Source organism: Candidatus Stoquefichus sp. SB1 (assembly GCF_001244545.1).
Lineage (GTDB): Bacteria > Bacillota_I > Bacilli_A > Erysipelotrichales > Coprobacillaceae > Stoquefichus.
The window spans coordinates 97,551-114,915 of record NZ_LN852693.1 but is presented as its reverse complement, the minus strand read 5'-3'; the positions used below and the strand labels follow the sequence as shown (position 1 = coordinate 114,915).

Below are 17,365 nucleotides of genomic sequence, written 5' to 3'. Positions count from 1 at the left end.
TCCAAAAAAAACGAGCAATGCTCGTTTTTAATTATCATTTAATGTCTCTTTTGCTTTTTCAGCACTATCTTTATCTCGTACACTTGCTAGTGTATAAGAAAATTCATCATTTTGAACATTCTTTGTTCCATAGATTGGAAAATCATCACTATTTTGAGAAGTTAAGAATAAATTCACTTCATACTGATTAACATTATCAATTTTTCCAAATAATGTACTATATGTTTTTCCTTCTTCTTTGGTTTTTCCAACAAGTTTATCTAAAGTTTGAACTGCATTTTCAGCAATTTTCTGAGCTTTTTTTGTATCCATTTTATCCTTATAGACAATATCCACTTTGACCTGACGACATGCGATTTCAATTGTTATATCTTGAACATCAGAATTCTCTTTCTTAACCGTATCTATCGCAGCTGTTTGTAAATCTTTAGGAATAGTCACTAAACCTTCACATCTTTTACCATAAACAGGTCCATCATTACTTGACAAAACAAAAATGTAAACAATAAATGCAATCATTAGAACAGCCAAAGCAATTAACAGATAATACCACCATTTCCATACAAATTTTTTCTTTTTCTTACTCATAGGTTGACTATCCTCTTCATCAAAATCTTCATATTCATCAGTATATCCATATGTATCTTCTACTGGTTCGCTTGATTCTTGCATCTTCATATTTTCTAATTCATCAATATGAGATGGTTGCTGATATCCACTTTCTGGTATATCATCTTCATCATCAAACTGAAATTTCTTTGCCATTATCTCACCTACTTTCTCTCATTGTACCAAAAATACTCACAAATGTATAGGGCATTATTTTGTTCTTTCTTTTAACAATTGAATCAAAAGCTGATTTGTAATTTTAGGATTCGCTTGTCCACCTGTTTTCTTCATAATTTGACCAACTAAAAATCCTACAGCACGATCCTTACCAGCAGCAAAATCCTGAATTGACTGTTCATTTTGATCAAGAACTTCATTAATAATATGTGTTAAAGTCTCAACATCAGAAATTTGTTTCATCCCTTTTTCTTCAATAATGATTTCAGGATCTTTTCCTTCAGCCATTAAACATTCAAAGACTTTTTTTGCTTGTTTAGATGAAATTGTTCCATCTTGAATAAATGTAATCATTTTTCCTAAATAAAGTGGTGTTAACTTTGTTTGCTGAATTGTGAGTCCTGCTTTATTTAAATAAGCCTGAACTTCACCTAATAACCAGTTACAAACCAATTTATATTCTTGACATGTTGTAATTGTTTCTTCATAAAAATCAGAAATATCTTTACTAGAAACAAGAATATGTGCATCTGTCTTTGGTAAACTATAATTCTCAATATAAATTTTTTCTCTTTCCTCTGCAAGCATTGGCAAGTTTTCTTTAATATCCATCACCCATTGATGATCAAGACGAATAGGCAAAATATTAGGTTCCGTATAATACTTATAATCAACAGCATCCCCTTTAGCACGCATCATGACAGTTTCTTTGGTATCTTCATCAAAACGTCTTGTTTCCTGTAAAACTTCACCACCTTGAATCAATACTTTTTCTTGACGCATTGCTTCAAATTCGATGGCTTTTTGGACATTAGAAATAGAATTCAAGTTTTTGATTTCTGTTCTAATTCCAAATTCTTCACTTCCAAATGGACGAATAGAAATATTGACATCACAACGCATTGATCCTTCTTCCATCTTTGCATCTGAAACATCTGTATATAAGAAAATCTGTCTTAATTTTTCTAAGTAAGCAGCTGCCTGGGCTCCACTTCTAATATTAGGTCTTGTGACAATTTCGATCAATGGAATACCAGCACGATTATAATCAATAAGAGAATAATCATCAAAATGGAATTGTTTTGCAGTATCTTCTTCCATATGCAAACGTTCAATTTCAACCCGTGTCATTTGTCCATCAACTTCAATATCTAAATAACCATTTCTACCAATTGGTCTTTTATCCTGAGTAATCTGAAAGCCTTTAGGTAAATCAGAATAATAATAATTCTTACGATCAAAACATAATAATTCATCTATTTCCATGTGTAAAGCATGGCATACACGAATGGCAAACTCAACACCACGTTTATTTAATACGGGCATTGTTCCTGTCATTCCCATATCTACTTCATTAATCATTGTATTGGGTTCTTCCCCAAATGTAACTGGGGCAGCAGAAAACATTTTAGAGTTTGTTTTCAATTCACAATGGACTTCTAATCCAATAACCTGTTCAAAATTCATCTTCTACCCCTCCCTTGAATATTGATTTTTAAATCCTAATGCATTTTCTAATGCATAGGCACAATTAAGAACTGTTTGTTCTTCAAAAAGACGACCCATTAAATTCACAGCAATCGGCATACCATCAACAAAACCAGATGGTAATGATAAACTTGGTGTTCCAGCAAAATTACCTAAACTTAAATGATTCTCTAAAATGAGATATTCATCACTTAAACGATCATCAGTTGCCTCATCAACACGAGGAGCAATACTTCCCCCATTAGGTGTTAAGATAATATCATAATCCTGATAAATTTTATTCAATTCTTCAACAATCAATCTTCTGACACGTTGTGCCTTTCTAAACATTCTTTCCTGATTTTCAGTTGCCAAAGCTAGATTACCAAGAATAAAACGACGTTTAATATGATCACCAAAACCATGAGTACGAGAATGAATCATAACATCATCTGTTGTTTGACCTGCCTGACGATTTCCATATTTAATACCATCTAAACAAGAATGATTACTTGTTGCTTCAGAATTAGCAATAATTGTATACGTTGGTAGTAATGTACGCATAAGTGTTGTTGGCATAGTTACATCTTCAACAGTTGCTCCTAATTCTTTAAATGTTTGTACAACATGTTCAAAATTTGCTTTAATTTCAGGATTTCTGATTTCATCACTGACTGATGTCAAAACCGCTATCTTCAAATGACGAATATCATCTGTTAAATTCTCTAAATAATGAGGAACTTCTCTTGTGCTTGATGTCATATCTCTTTCATCACGTCCAGCAAGAGCTTCTGTTACAATCGCCATATCTCGAACGTTACGCGTAAAAGCTCCAACTGTATCTAAACTTGATGCATAAGGGATGACACCATATCGTGAAATACGACCCCATGTTGGCTTAAATCCAACAATCCCACAAAAACCTGCTGGTTTACGAATAGAATCTCCTGTATCACTTCCTAAGGCAAATGGCACAACGCCACTGCCAACAAGTGCTGCACTTCCTCCAGATGATCCACCAGCAATACGTGTATGATCCCATGGATTGTAAACTGGTCCAGTAAGCGCAGATTTATTTGTTCCACCCATTGCCAGTTCATCCATCGATGCTTTTCCTATCAAACAGACACCCTGCTTCGTCAACAAATCAACAACATGTGCATTATAAATAGGTGTATAATCTTCTAACATACGGCTAGACGCTGTTGTTCGAATTCCTTTGGTATTATAATTATCTTTTAATACATAGGGTATCCCATTTAATAAATGATCAAATTGTGTGTTTTTTAAATCATCATATGCTTTATCTTTTGTAATTGTTACAAAAGCATTTAATCTCTCTTGTTGAAACTCAACTTCTTGAAATAATTCATCATAATACTCCTGAGGATTAAGTTCACCAGAAGCCAATAAATCATGAAGTTCTTCTATACTATATTGAATCATTTACCCCACCACCTTTGGTACTTTAATTTGATTATCTTGTACACTCTTTGCATTCTTTAAAGCTTCTTCACGACTAATTGTATGAACAGCTTCATCTTCACGCAAAAACGTTGTTTCTATTTCATAAGGAAAAGCCAAAGGCTCTACATCCGTTGTATCAATATCTTCCAATGCTTTAACATGACTCATAAAGACATTATATTCTTCAACTAATGCCGGCATTTCTTCATCACTTACATCAAACATCGTTTTACGACCTAACTGTTTTAACATTTTCTCAGTATCATTCATTTTCATACCCCCTAATCAAGACTATAACTCTGGGCACTTTCGCCCTTATTTTTAATAATAACAGCATCCAATTCATCCTGTGAATAAACCAATACTTTGATATCAAAATCATAAGTAAATTTATTATCAATCGCATCAGCAACAATAGATGTTAAATACATAAGTTCAGTTGCTGTTTTAACATTGAGATGAACATTAATAACCATCGATTGAATTTCATCATTTTCATATCTTGCTTCACCAACAAATCCAGCTGCTTCAGTTGCCGCATTTTTCAAGCTTGCTTTTATAGTATCAAAATCATTACTTGTTGTTTTATCAATTGCCTGCGCTCTTTCACTTGCAAAAAGCACAGTTTCCTGATTCACTTTAGAAATTTCTCCAACTTCTTTTTGACAATAACTCTTTAATATATAATGTCCATTAACAGTACTTGTTGTTTTATCAGTCGCCTGATAAACTGTCAATAAAATAGGTAAATTCTTAACATCCTTAAAATCATCAGCATTTTGAATGACTTTATAAAATTTCTGAATACATTCACGTCCGTACTTTTCTATTTCTTTATCACTCATTGCGACATCTAAACGAGAATTATCACTTTTACGTGGATCAAGGACAATCGTAAAAGCCATTCCTTTTAATGTATAACGATCACCATCTTTAATATAATAATCTTGTTCTTGAATATTTTGAACCATAATTGGATTTTGAATATTCTCTATCGTTGTACCATCTTGAGGCTGTAAAGAATTTTCACTCTTACGACTTAGCATTTCTTTGACCAAAGATAATTTTAAATATTGACCTTCACTCATATAATGATTAGATGTTGAAAAATAATCATCTGAAAGTAACTGCAGTCCTCGACCAATTGATTTAAAATCATTCGTAGAACCATAATCCAAATAAAAATCTTCTCTTAATTCACTATCATCAAATCTAACAATCTTATAATAAGAATCATCAAAAGAATCCATAGAAGCTGTATTGTTCGTTGTCTGTCCCTGAACTGACTCTTTTGCACGATGACATCCAACAAGCAACAATAATGCCATACCAACACAAATTAATTTTTTCATAACTGCACCTCCTCTTTAAATTCTTCTTCACTCATAACTGTTACACCTAACTGATTGGCTTTTTCCAACTTACTTCCAGCATCACGACCACAGATTAAAAAATCAGTTTTCTTAGATACACTCCCTGTCACATTAGCGCCAAGACGTGCCAAATAATCCTTGATTTCTTTTCTTGTCATTAACTCTAAAGTACCTGTTACACAAACTGTCTTGCCATTAAAAATACTCTCTTGAATCAATGACGTTTCTTTTAAATATTCCATATTCAATCCTAATGCTTTTAAATGCTCAATCAATTCTAATGAAGCTGGATCTCTTCTAAAACGATTAATAGATTGAACAATTGTCTCTCCAACATCTTTAATTGATAAAAGCTTAGCAGTCGAAACAGTCAATAAGCCATCCATATTTTTTAATTCCTTAGATAAATTATCAGCCATCTTTGCCCCAATACCTTTAATACCAAGACCAAACAAAAGTTTTTCCATAGAATTTTCTTTGCTCTTTTCAATTGCCGCAACAAGATTATCCATTGACTTCTTACCAAAACCTTCAATATCCATAATTTCTTGTTCATGTTTATACAAAGCATAAATATCTTCAATCGATTTTACAAAACCTAAATTATAGAATTGTTCAATAATCTTTTCTCCAAGACCCTCTATATTCATAGCATCACGTGATGCAAAATGAATAATCCGTTCAATCTTTTTAGAATCACATTGCTCATTTAAACAATAATAAGCAGCTTCATTATCTTTTCTTATCAATTTGCTGCCACAATAAGGACAAACACTAATCATCGTAAAAGCTTTTTCACTACCATCACGACGTTCTTTTAAAGCACGTACAACTTCTGGAATCACATCTCCAGCTTTTCTAACAACAACATAATCTCCGACTCTAATATCTTTATGTTTAACATTATCTTCATTATGTAATGTTGCGCGTTGGACAGTACTTCCTGCCACACGTACTGGTTCTAATACTGCATTAGGCGTAATTTGTCCCGTTCTACCAATTGTAAAAATAATATCCTTTAATTTTGTCACAACTTCTTCAGCTGGAAATTTATATGCAATTGCCCATTTAGGAACTTTGGCTGTATAGCCTAAACGTTCTTGTCTTTGTAAATTATTGACTTTAATGACAATGCCATCGATTTCATAAGGAAGGGTTTCTCTTTTTTCTGTCATTTCTTGAATAAAAGCCCAAACTTCCTGAATATTTTGACAAACTCTTGTCATCGGATTAGTCTTAAATCCTAACTTCTTAATATAATCTAATGCCTCTTTATGGGTTGTACAACCCACTTCTGTGGCTGTTGGTACCATATATAAAAATGCATCTAATCCACGTTTTGCAGCTATTGATGAATCTAATTGTCTTACACTGCCAGCTGCCGCATTACGAGGATTAGCAAACAATGTTTCTCCAGCAGCCTCTCTTTGACGATTCAATTCATTAAATGATTTTTTAGGCATAAAAATCTCACCACGTACTTCAAAATCACCATCATAATCAATAGAAAGCGGGATTGATTTAATTGTCTTGACATTATGTGTAATATCCTCACCAATTGTTCCATCTCCACGAGTTGCTCCATAATCCAAATGACCATCAGCATAGACTAATGAAACCGCCAAACCATCAATTTTCAATTCACAAACATATTCTACATCAGGATAAATTTCACGAATACGATCATCAAATTCTCGCAGTTCATCTTCATTAAAAATATTTCCTAATGATAACATCATTCTTTGATGAGTGACTTTCGTGAAATTATCTAGCACCTGTCCTCCAACTCTTTGACTCGGTGAATCAGCAGTTAACCACTCAGGATGCTGCATTTCAATTTGTTGTAACTCTTGCATCAAACGATCATATTCCTGATCTGAAACAGTCGGATTATCTAAAACATAATATTGATAATTATATTCATTTAATAACTTCTTAATTTCCTGTAATCTCTCAAATGTCATCTCTATACACTCCATTTCACTTGCTCATTATACCAAAAATAACCATTGAATAAAACCATAAAGGCAAAAAATTCTTAAAGACCTCATTCACCCTTATCATAACCTATTCTTCCCGATTATTTCTTAAGAAAACATTAATATCTCCTTTCACATCATCCATCATTACAAAATCAAATTCTATAAACATGAAAAAGAGTAAAGATCCTTTTATGACCATTTACTCTTCTTCACAAAAATAATTAAGATGCAAGTTTTTTCAATGCTTTATGATGAGCCATTAAAGTCTTAATACCATAAGGAACAGAAAAAGCAATATCCAAAGTATTTCCATTGACTTTAACAATGACACCTTTGCCAAAAGTATCATGTTCAACCAGATCTCCTTGTTTCCATTCACTTACTTCATTATCGCCAATCATCTCTTCAACAGTTGGACCTAAATGAAGATATTCCTTAGGTTTAAATTTTGAAGGATTACCCACATGTTCAACTTGATCACTACCAATTTCATCAATAAAACGTGATGACATCTTAGGAGAATTGGTAATAAAGTTAAAGCCTTGACTATCGGTTAAATACAAACGTTTTTTCGCACGTGTAAATGCCACATATGCCAATCTTCTTTCTTCCTCCATACCATCATCACCAGCCTCTGAAACACTTCTAAAGCTCGGAAAAACATCTTCTGACAATCCCACTACAAATACATAGTTAAACTCTAAGCCTTTGGCCATATGAATACTCATCAATGATACATACTCATCATCAAAAACATCATCCTGTGATGTATATAAAGCAATATCCTGCAAATAACTTTCAAAAGTTGGTGTATCTGGATGTGTATTCATATAATTGGAAATAGAAGCTTTTAATTCCATTAAGTTTTGAATACGATTATCATCCTGATCATTTTTTAACATATCAAAATAACCAACATCCCCTAATAATTTTTCAAAAACATCTGGCAAACTTAACGATGATGATTTTGCTCTTTCAATACATTTTACAAATTCCATCAGTTGTTTTTTCGCCTTACCAGATAATCCCATTTCATCATGAAAAACACTCAACGCCTCATAATTACTCATGCCATATTCAATCGCTTTATTTTGAATCTTCGCTAAAGTCTTTTCACCAACTCCACGAGCTGGAACATTGACAATTCTTTCAAAAGATAAATCATCCTGATTTACCATCAATCGAATATAACTCAAAGCATCTTTAATTTCTTTACGATTAAAGAATTTTAAGCCCCCAAATATTTTATAATCAATCTGTCTTTGAATTAATTTCTGTTCAAAAGAACGAGAAAGATAATTGGCACGATACAATATTGCAAAATCATGATAATTGACCCCTTCTACCTGATGAATAATATCTTCAATTGTATCACAAACAAAATTGGCTTCAGCTTCTTCATCAACACCTGAATAATGTAAAACCTTAGGACCATCATCTAATTCTGTAAACAAATCTTTTTCCATACGATTCTTATTTTTACGAATTAAATTATTTGAAATATTAAGAATTGTTTTGGTTGATCGATAATTTTGATCTAAAATAACTGTTTTGGTATTTGGAAAATCTTGATCAAAATTCATAATAAAATTGATATCTGATCCCCTAAATGAATAAATTGTTTGATCAGGATCACCAACCACACAAAGTGTAGATCGTCCTGACAAATATTTAATCAATTTATAATCAACTTCACTCACATCCTGAAACTCATCAACATGAATAAACTGAAAATGTCTTTGCCATCTTTCTAATATTTCTGGAAATTTTTCAAACAATTCTACCGTTTTTAATAAAAGATCATCAAAATCCAGCATAAAATGATCAGCTTTATATTTTTCATAATCTTCATATGCAATAGCTTTTTTTTGTTCACCGATAAAATCACCCGCAAACATTAAAGCACGCTCTGGTGAAACACCACCTATTTTACATGTTGAAATATAATGAATACAACTTTTAACACTGATTGTTTTTGGATCAATTTGACGTTCTTTAAAAATCTTTTTTAAGAGTGATTTTTGGTCCTCTTCATCCATAATAATAAAATTATTTGGATAATCAAGTGCTCGAATATTTTGTCTTAAAATCCTTACACACAAAGAATGAATTGTACAAAGCAAAGCCCCAGAAGCATAATCACCTAACAATCCGATAACTCTTTCTTTCATTTCGTTAGCTGCTTTATTAGTAAACGTAATGGCTAATATATGGCGTGGTTCAATGCCAATTTCTTCAATCAAATAAGCAATACGATAAGTTAAAACTCTGGTCTTCCCACTTCCTGCCCCCGCAATAATACGCAAATGAGAGTCCAAATATGTCGCTGCTTCTTTTTGTCTTGGGTTTAATAATTCATCTAAATTCATTGTCCCACTCCTTTCATTATTTCATTATACCATATTATCAAAATAAGAAAAGTGATGAAATTTGTCATCACTCATTCCAGTCAAATTCTTATCTTTAAAATCTTAATTATGTATTTTAAAAGTTTGCTCAGCTTTTTTATAAACCAAAACACAACTCATCAAACAATAGAAAATACAAAAAACAATACACACAATCCCAAAAGCAAAAGTAGGCAATTCAATTCTTATAAATGCATAACAAACAATATAAGTCAAAGAAAGCACAAGGGAATAAATAGGATTTTTGATTTCAGTCTCCATATTATAAGGTTGTAATAAATAATAGAGAATTAAATAATGAGTCGAAAAAAAGATACTCATAGATATAATAGATATAAAACCAATCATAGCATTTAAGAATTCATTCATCCCTCCACATATTAATGAAACAATCAAATATCCCATTGCCAAAACAAAACCAGGCAATAAATTGATTTTTATCATTTCTTTTAATCTCATTTGAAACAGCTGTAAAATATGGGAAGGAACACGATAAAATGAATATGTTAACATACTGTGATCACAATTGACAAACATCGCATTGGTTGCATTTTGAGTTGTATTTAATAAATACATAATAAAGACAAAATAAGGTAAAAAAGTTTTTAATAAAACATGAACTTCTTTTTTGATATTCATATCACGACAAATTATCAATATGATCAACATCATGATCACAGTTAAACAATAAGTTTGACGTTTCGCTGTTTTCCATAAAATCTTTTGATGACGTTTCACAAACAGTTCATGAAAATACGCAAATCCTTTTTTAGAACTCTTTTTATCTGTTTCAATAGTAATCACTTGATGATATGCATCATTAACGAGTTCCTGATTATCGCTTTGAAACAACTGATGAACATTTCGCAATAAATCATGACTAAAAGCATGATAACAAGGATAATTAAAAATATATAATCCACAAATGATACCCAGAAATAGACTTATTGTAAATATGAATACAAGAAATATCATAGGAAGCATGATATCAAAGAATAAAAGCCCATACCCTGCTATTAAACAAATAAAAGCAAAAACAAAAGTACCTCGATGATGGTCGTTTTGACAAGAAATCCGATGATGTTTTTGATAAACATAAAGATCATAGGCAACAACAACTGTTTTTAAACATCCCATAGCAATTGGCAAAACAAAACATAACCAGATTGCATAATCCATAGAGATTGTAAAAAATAAAAAGCAAGGAATTAAACCAATAATATATCTAAGTAATTTATAAATATATTGTGAGACACTATATTCACGACTATCCATTTTCATCAAAATAATCGCATAATATTTATCTTGACTAGGATTAATCATTTCTGTATTGAATCGTGTGCCAATCAATGTTAAAAAGAAAAGCAATTGTAAAAACGAATGAAAATCAACACGGTCCATATAAGCCAGTGGAACCATAAACATGATGAGAAAATAAATGAATTTACCAAGAAAAAGAGAAATAAATTCCCATAACACACTTAAAATATGACCTAATACTTTTAATCCGTAATGCTGATATAAGGAAACAGGCAATATTTTTTTAATAAATGGAAGACTTTTTAAAGCATAGATCATACTATTGACATGATAAGTATCTTTTAAGCGATAAGCAATCAAAAAGGTCTTAAGCATCATGGTCATCCTTTAAAATTTTGATAATTTTTTCTTGTAATTCATCTTGATTCAGTCCATTCCTATCAACAAAAGATAATTGACCTTTATTTAAAATAACAATTTCATCACATAGATCAATAGCCAATTCCATAATATGTGTTGAAAAAATAAGAATATGTTCTTCCTTCATTTGTTTTAAAAGTTTTTTCATTTCATCAGCCACAACAACATCTAAAGATGTAAGTGGTTCATCTAGCAATAAGATAGCAGGCTTGGCAATCAATTGAATTAACATCTGCATCTTATTTTTCATTCCATGTGAAAAATCTTTTAATAAACGATCACGATCTTCAGCAGCAATATTGACAATATCAAAATATTCATCAATACTTTTTAAGTCAACAATATTTTTTTGATTCACTTCAATAAAAAATTTCAAAAATTCTCTAGCTGTTAAAAACTCTGGAACTGTTGGTGTTGATAAAACATAACCAATATCATTCATGGTAAGAGGACGTTGTTCACCATCCTCAATATAAAATGTTCCCCCATCAATATCTATATCATGATTCAAGCAATTAAATAATGTTGTTTTTCCAGCCCCATTTCTTCCTAATAAGCCATAAATTTTCCCCTGTTCAAAACAAAAATGAATATCTTCTAAAACTTTTTTATCTTCAAAACTTTTTTGAAGATGTTCAATAACTAATTTCATATATCCCCCTTATTTATAATAATTTTGATAAAAGTATATCATCAATCAATGGATATCACAACAACCATTTGATGGTATTCTTTTTCTTTACAATTCATACATTCAATGAAATAATAGAAAAAAGGAAGTGAATAAAAAATGTATTTAGTCATTGATATTGGTGGAACTTATACAAAATATGGCTATTACCAAAAAGATGGTCATTGTTTAAAAAAATCAAAGATACCAACTGTTAAAACAAATCTTGCTGATTTTTATAACAGTTTAACAAGCCTCATAAAAGATGATGTTGTCGGTATAGCCATCAGTATGCCTGGCATAATTGAGAGTCAAACAGGTTATGTGCATGCGATTACACTTTTGCCTTTTTTAGCCAATCATTCTCTTAAACAAGAACTCGAAGACATTACCCACCTTCCCGTTTCTATAGAAAATGATGCTAAGTGTGCTGCTCTTGGTGAAATGTGGAAAGGCAGTTTACAAAATGCCCACAATGCTCTCATGATTGTTTTGGGTAGTGGAATTGGCGGAACGCTTATCTTAGATGGCAAAATCTATAACAGTCATCATCATAAAGCTGGTGAGATTGGTTCTATTCTTATGAATACTGATGATACTTATAGAGTAATGACAAATTTTGGAAAGAACAATAGTGCTAACGCACTCATCGCTTCAATGAGTCAAATGATGGGATGTTTAGAAGATGGTCAAGTTGTTTTTGAAAAAATTCAGGATCATCCTACTGCCTATCAGCATTTTCTAAAGTATTGTCGTCAAATTGCATTTATGATTTATAATCTTGATTATATTCTTGATCTTGATGTTGTTTGTATTGGTGGCGGTATCAGTGAACAACCTATCCTCATAACAACAATTCAACAAGAATTTCAAAAACTTCGTCAGCAATATCAAGAAGATGAACATCAGCCTATTATAACAGCTTGTCACTATTATAATGATGCTAATCTATTAGGAGCATTAAAAAATCATATATCTTAAATATGATTTCAATAAAGAGTTATCGCCACAAAACGATAACTCTTTTCATCAATCAAAATGAATGATTTTATATTTGATTTGGATCAAGATATTTCTGTTCATGTTTTTTATAAGCCACAAAAGTACGATTGGCAATATCCAAAGAAATGTCCCCAATTCTTTCCATGTGTGATAAAATATCTAGAAAAACTGAAGCTGCAAATGAATTGTCACATATATTCTGACACATTCTTTCAAAATGATTTTGTTGACATTGCAATTCTAATAAATTCAGTTGTTTTTCTTTATTATTCAACTGTCCTAATAACCTTGCACCTTTTCTTGTATCATAAATATGCATAGCATCTGCTAACATATCTTCAATTAAACTATAAATCTTTTCAAAATCATCAATGGCACCAGATGAAAAAGTTCCTTTTTCATCATAAACCATCTTATAAAAATCAATGAGATTATTAACCTGATCAGAAATTTGTTCTAAATGTTTAACAATTTGATAATTTTTATAATATTCCTGAGTTTGATCTTGTGATAAAGTTGGCTGCTGAGCTATTTTGAGCAGATATTGAGATAATGAGGCATCATATCTATTGACTAAAGCTTCAATTTCTATCACTTCATCATACTCTTCTGTATTATGTGACAAAAGATATTGTTTTGACAATTTGATATTTTCTAAAACATTGCGTCCCATTCTTAAAGTATTTTTTCTAGCAACTGCTAAAGCGGCAGCTGGGAATTTTTCAATCAGCTGATCATCAAGCTGATCAATATTTTCAATTTTGATACCTTTATTATCTTCACCTGGAATCAGTAATTTTAATAATTTAACACATTGGCCAACAAAAGGAATCACAAGGATGGTAGAAGCCACATTAAAGATAAAATGTGCCTGAGCAATATACATTTCAGGACCACCATATATGATCTGATTAACCCAATTTGTCAAATTGACAAAAGGCGTCAAGATAATCATTCCTAACAAAGCTCCTAAAAGATTATAGACTGCATGAAACCAAGCAGCTCGCTTTGTTGCAATAGAACCACCTAAAGAAGCCAATAAAGCCGTCATACAAGTTCCCACATTTGCTCCAAATATAAAAGCCGCTCCTGCTGCCGGTGTCAATACACCTGTAATATATAACTTTTGAACAATTCCAATAATAGCAGTTGATGATTGCATAATAGCAGTTGCAATTGTTGCTCCTATCAAAGCAAACCAAGGCTGTTTTCCTAACATAATCATCATATCCATAAACCATGCTTCTTTAGCAATCAATACCAGTTCATTGCTCATCATTTCTAAGCCTACAAAAATCAAGCCAAAACCAGTTAATACCTTTCCCACATAGGATATTTTTTTCTTCTTTGCTAAAAACATAACTGCTACACCAATAAAAACAAAGTAATAAGCAAACTGTTCAATGTTCAACCCAATCATAATAGAAGTAACACAGGTTCCAATATTCGCACCAATAGTAATACCAATTGCCTGTTCCAATCCCATCAGTCCAGCTCTTACTAAACTAATTGAAATGACTGTAACGGCTGAACTTGAATGTAGTAATGCTGAAATAAACGTTCCAACCAAAATTGACATCAACAAGTTTCTTGTATATTTTTCAATATATTCTCTGATTCTTGTTCCAGCAATACTTTTTAATGCGTCACTCATCATTTGAATGCCATAAATAAAAATAGCCAATCCACCCAAAACCAATCCAACTGCCTCTATTGTATTTGCATTTAACCAATCCAACATAATGATCCCAGCTTTCCTAATTCTATTTTAACATAGATTTTTTATTTTTTAACAGAAACTTCAGATAAATCCAACATGTTCTTCATTTTTAATTGTTATACTACAAATGATTGGAGGAAAACAAATGAAAAAAGCAATTATAGATATTGGTTCTCATTCTATTCATCTACTCATTTATCATGACAAAAATAAAAAAGATGAAAAACTGATGAGCAAAAATAAAATGGTTGGTCTGATGAATTATATACATGACGATAAATTAAACCAAGAAGGTCAGAATGCATTAATAGAAACACTAAGAGAATTCAAAAAACTAATCAGACGTCTTGATGTTGATTCAGCATATTATTTTGCTACTGCAGCACTTAGAAACATTTCTAATCGTCAGGAAGTTCTAAGACGAGTGACAACGTCTTTAGGAATTCATATTGAAGTTCTTTCCCATCAGGAAGAAGGAATGTTAGATTTTTATGGTATGCGAACATCCATTCATATTCCTAAGGGGTTGATGATTGATATTGGTGGTGGAAGTAGTGAAATTGTTCATTTTCAAGGTAATCATATTATTCAAAATCAATCGATCCCACTTGGTGCATTAAGTCTTTATAGAGATTATGTTAAAGGAATCACCCCAACGACAAAAGAACTGAATCAAATTTATGCTGAAGTGAAAAAACAGGTGCAATTATTAGATACATCTCATTTTTCTACACATGCAATTGGAATTGGTGGAACAATGCGAACAACACTTCGCGTTGCTCAAGCAATATTAAAAAAGAACCAGATTCATGATACAATGACCAAAGAAGAAATAGATTATTTAATCAGACAGCTGACTCAAAACACTAAAAAATCTGCACATACAATTCTTAAAATCAAGCCAGAACGTATTCATACTTTTATTCCAGGTCTGATTATTTTAAAAGAAATGATGACACAGTTTCAGATTGAACATCTTACAATTAGTTATACAGGATTAAGAGAAGGCTATTTTATAAAAAGAATCCAAAAAAACACAGATCTTTAATTCTGTGTTTTAAAATACTCTCTTACATAATTTTCATCTTTTTTAAGTTGATGAATCAATTCATCCTGAGAAGAAAAAGGCTTTTCTTTACGAATCAAATGATAAAATTCAACTTTCACTGTCATATCATATATATCATCATCAAAATCTAATATATAAACTTCTAAAGAAGGTTTATCCAATGCTGTAAAAGTTGGATTATAACCAATATTACACATTCCTAAATAAACGCAGTCATGAACATAGGCTTTAACAGCATAAACGCCTCCACAAGGCAAAAAGTAAGACTGATAATCTATGTTAGCGGTTGGAAAACCAATAGAATGACCAATTCTGCGTCCATGAATCACTTTCCCTAAGACACAATAATGACGACCAAGCAAAGCATTCATATCATCAATATTTCCTTCTTCTAAAACAAGTTTAATGCGTGAAGAAGATATTTTTTCACCTTTATAAAGCACTTCATCAATAACACTGACATGTGATCCAAAATATTTTCGTAATGTTTGAGCATCACCCAAATTACGATTCCCAAAACGAAAATCAAAACCACAGACAACATGCTGAATATGACTTGAAATTAAATATCTTTGAATAAAATCTTCAGGTGTTAATGCTGCAACTTCTTTAGTAAATTGAATAATAAATAAATAATCAATACCAGATTGTTCTAAAAGAGAAATCCGATCAGCCATAGACGTAAGATACTTCTCTTTTGAAATACGCCCTAAAACATAGAGAGGATAATGATCAAATGTCATTAAGGCTTTCTTATACCCCTTCTCATCACTTACACGAATAACTTCATTAACAAGCGCCATATGACCTATATGCAAACCATCAAAAAAACCAATAGCACTGCAAATAGGTTCAGTAATATCCAATTGTTGTCCATTCAAATAAACAATTTCCATCAAAATAACCCTCTTATACTCTTTAAATATCCTTGACCATTAGGTCCATAAACCGCTAATACTTTTCCCATCTGGTTCACAACAACAACCTGATGATCAATATCACTTTGAATCATTTTCCCATGAATCACAATATTTTCATCTTCAACAACATAATGCTCATAATGTGCAAAAGCCTGTTCCAAAGCCAAAATATGATAATCACCATTTTCAATTTCCTCTAATGTTACACAATCATCTAAACGAAAATGTCCTGACTGACTTCTCACCAATTTTGACATATGTCCTGGATATCCTAATTTTTTAGCAATATCAACGCAAAGTGAACGAATATAAGTACCTTTAGAACATTGCACCTTAAATGTTATTGTGTTTTTTTCTTGTTGTAAAAGTTCAATTGATTGAATGACAATATCTCTTGGTTCAATTTTAACTTCTTCATGATTTCTAGCATATTCATATAATTTTTTACCATTCACTTTAATTGCAGAATAGATAGGTGGCATTTGTTTTTGAGGACCTAAAAATGATTTTAATGTTGCTTCAACATCATTTACACCTTCAAATGTTTTTGTTTCTACAACTGTCCCACTACTATCATATGTATCAGTCGCCTCTCCTAAAGAAAGAGTTGCTATATATTCTTTTTCTTCACTTGTTAAAAACTGCAATGCCTTGGTTGCTTTTCCAATACACAAAACAAGTACACCTGTTGCATCAGGATCCAAAGTTCCACAATGTCCAACTTTCTTGGTATGTAGAATTTTTCTCACTTTATTGACCACATCATGGCTTGTCATCCCTGATGGTTTATTCACTAATAAGATTCCGTCCATTTTATCACC

At 31.6% G+C, this 17,365-nt stretch carries 14 protein-coding genes; 2 read left to right on the top strand and 12 right to left on the bottom strand.

All coding sequences use genetic code 11. The annotated features are described in order from the left end of the window. Nucleotides 1-27: 27 nt before the first annotated feature. The 9 genes from BN1865_RS01690 to BN1865_RS01650 form a co-directional block, all read right to left on the bottom strand. Nucleotides 28-765, bottom strand: coding sequence for a hypothetical protein (locus tag BN1865_RS01690; RefSeq protein WP_050635534.1), 738 nt, complete (start codon nt 763-765; stop codon nt 28-30). A gap of 54 nt (nt 766-819) precedes the next feature. Next, on the bottom strand, nt 820-2,253 hold the full coding sequence (gene gatB, locus BN1865_RS01685; RefSeq protein ID WP_050635533.1) for an Asp-tRNA(Asn)/Glu-tRNA(Gln) amidotransferase subunit GatB: 1,434 nt from the start codon (nt 2,251-2,253) through the stop codon (nt 820-822). 3 nt (nt 2,254-2,256) lie between these two features. Next, nucleotides 2,257-3,699, bottom strand: coding sequence for an Asp-tRNA(Asn)/Glu-tRNA(Gln) amidotransferase subunit GatA (gene gatA, locus BN1865_RS01680; protein WP_050635532.1), 1,443 nt, complete (start codon nt 3,697-3,699; stop codon nt 2,257-2,259). Further along, nucleotides 3,700-3,990 carry an Asp-tRNA(Asn)/Glu-tRNA(Gln) amidotransferase subunit GatC gene (gene gatC, locus BN1865_RS01675; protein ID WP_050635531.1) on the bottom strand — a complete coding sequence of 97 codons (291 nt, stop codon included), beginning with the start codon at nt 3,988-3,990 and terminating at the stop codon, nt 3,700-3,702. It lies immediately after the preceding gene. 11 nt (nt 3,991-4,001) lie between these two features. Next, entirely contained in the window at nt 4,002-5,072 is a 1,071-nt protein-coding gene (locus tag BN1865_RS01670) for a CamS family sex pheromone protein (RefSeq protein WP_050635530.1), read from the bottom strand. Further along, the gene (gene ligA / locus BN1865_RS01665) at nt 5,069-7,057 is read right to left on the bottom strand and encodes an NAD-dependent DNA ligase LigA (RefSeq protein ID WP_050635529.1); all 1,989 of its coding nucleotides are present in this window, start codon (nt 7,055-7,057) and stop codon (nt 5,069-5,071) included. The genes BN1865_RS01670 and ligA overlap by 4 nt, the downstream gene beginning before the upstream one ends. Before the next feature lie 239 nt (nt 7,058-7,296). Further along, a complete protein-coding gene (locus BN1865_RS01660) occupies nt 7,297-9,444 on the bottom strand; it encodes an ATP-dependent helicase (RefSeq protein ID WP_050635528.1) in 2,148 nt (715 codons plus the stop codon). Nucleotides 9,445-9,546: 102 nt separating this feature from the next. Beyond that, complete coding sequence (locus tag BN1865_RS01655; protein WP_050635527.1) at nt 9,547-11,118, bottom strand: hypothetical protein; 1,572 nt, start codon at nt 11,116-11,118, stop codon at nt 9,547-9,549. Beyond that, nucleotides 11,111-11,815, bottom strand: a complete 705-nt coding sequence (locus BN1865_RS01650) for an ABC transporter ATP-binding protein (RefSeq protein ID WP_050635526.1) — start codon at nt 11,813-11,815, stop codon at nt 11,111-11,113. The genes BN1865_RS01655 and BN1865_RS01650 overlap by 8 nt, the downstream gene beginning before the upstream one ends. A 138-nt stretch (nt 11,816-11,953) precedes the next feature. On the opposite strand from BN1865_RS01650, the gene BN1865_RS01645 reads away from it, so the two are divergent. Then, nucleotides 11,954-12,814 (top strand): ROK family protein, encoded by an 861-nt coding sequence (locus tag BN1865_RS01645; protein WP_050635525.1) that lies wholly within the window; start codon nt 11,954-11,956, stop codon nt 12,812-12,814. Between the two features lie 67 nt (nt 12,815-12,881). Here the strand turns inward: BN1865_RS01645 and BN1865_RS01640 are convergent, their stop codons facing one another. Then, nucleotides 12,882-14,576 carry a Na/Pi cotransporter family protein gene (locus tag BN1865_RS01640; RefSeq protein ID WP_050635524.1) on the bottom strand — a complete coding sequence of 565 codons (1,695 nt, stop codon included), beginning with the start codon at nt 14,574-14,576 and terminating at the stop codon, nt 12,882-12,884. Between the two features lie 124 nt (nt 14,577-14,700). Between BN1865_RS01640 and BN1865_RS01635 the strand changes: the two genes are divergently transcribed. Next, the gene (locus BN1865_RS01635; protein ID WP_050635523.1) at nt 14,701-15,603 is read left to right on the top strand and encodes a Ppx/GppA phosphatase family protein; all 903 of its coding nucleotides are present in this window, start codon (nt 14,701-14,703) and stop codon (nt 15,601-15,603) included. On the opposite strand, the gene BN1865_RS01630 is transcribed toward BN1865_RS01635, so the two are convergent. Both BN1865_RS01630 and truB read right to left on the bottom strand, forming a co-directional pair. Beyond that, nucleotides 15,600-16,520: a bifunctional riboflavin kinase/FAD synthetase gene (locus BN1865_RS01630; RefSeq protein ID WP_050635522.1), complete on the bottom strand. Its 921-nt coding sequence runs from the start codon at nt 16,518-16,520 to the stop codon at nt 15,600-15,602. The two genes, BN1865_RS01635 and BN1865_RS01630, sit on opposite strands and share 4 nt — an antisense overlap. Next, nucleotides 16,520-17,356: a tRNA pseudouridine(55) synthase TruB gene (truB, locus tag BN1865_RS01625; protein WP_050635521.1), complete on the bottom strand. Its 837-nt coding sequence runs from the start codon at nt 17,354-17,356 to the stop codon at nt 16,520-16,522. Before truB ends, BN1865_RS01630 begins: the two co-directional genes overlap by 1 nt. Between the last annotated feature and the right edge of the window lie 9 nt (nt 17,357-17,365).

Coding starts and splice junctions, on each gene's coding strand:
- ligA (WP_050635529.1), bottom strand. CDS start 7,057: ATGACATTTGAGAGATTACAGGAAATTAAGAAGTTATTAAATGAATAT.
- BN1865_RS01630 (WP_050635522.1), bottom strand. CDS start 16,520: ATGGAAATTGTTTATTTGAATGGACAACAATTGGATATTACTGAACCT.
- BN1865_RS01655 (WP_050635527.1), bottom strand. CDS start 11,118: ATGCTTAAGACCTTTTTGATTGCTTATCGCTTAAAAGATACTTATCAT.
- BN1865_RS01645 (WP_050635525.1), top strand. CDS start 11,954: ATGTATTTAGTCATTGATATTGGTGGAACTTATACAAAATATGGCTAT.
- BN1865_RS01690 (WP_050635534.1), bottom strand. CDS start 765: ATGGCAAAGAAATTTCAGTTTGATGATGAAGATGATATACCAGAAAGT.
- gatA (WP_050635532.1), bottom strand. CDS start 3,699: ATGATTCAATATAGTATAGAAGAACTTCATGATTTATTGGCTTCTGGT.
- gatB (WP_050635533.1), bottom strand. CDS start 2,253: ATGAATTTTGAACAGGTTATTGGATTAGAAGTCCATTGTGAATTGAAA.
- BN1865_RS01640 (WP_050635524.1), bottom strand. CDS start 14,576: ATGTTGGATTGGTTAAATGCAAATACAATAGAGGCAGTTGGATTGGTT.
- BN1865_RS01635 (WP_050635523.1), top strand. CDS start 14,701: ATGAAAAAAGCAATTATAGATATTGGTTCTCATTCTATTCATCTACTC.
- BN1865_RS01650 (WP_050635526.1), bottom strand. CDS start 11,815: ATGAAATTAGTTATTGAACATCTTCAAAAAAGTTTTGAAGATAAAAAA.
- BN1865_RS01670 (WP_050635530.1), bottom strand. CDS start 5,072: ATGAAAAAATTAATTTGTGTTGGTATGGCATTATTGTTGCTTGTTGGA.
- gatC (WP_050635531.1), bottom strand. CDS start 3,990: ATGAATGATACTGAGAAAATGTTAAAACAGTTAGGTCGTAAAACGATG.
- BN1865_RS01660 (WP_050635528.1), bottom strand. CDS start 9,444: ATGAATTTAGATGAATTATTAAACCCAAGACAAAAAGAAGCAGCGACA.
- truB (WP_050635521.1), bottom strand. CDS start 17,356: ATGGACGGAATCTTATTAGTGAATAAACCATCAGGGATGACAAGCCAT.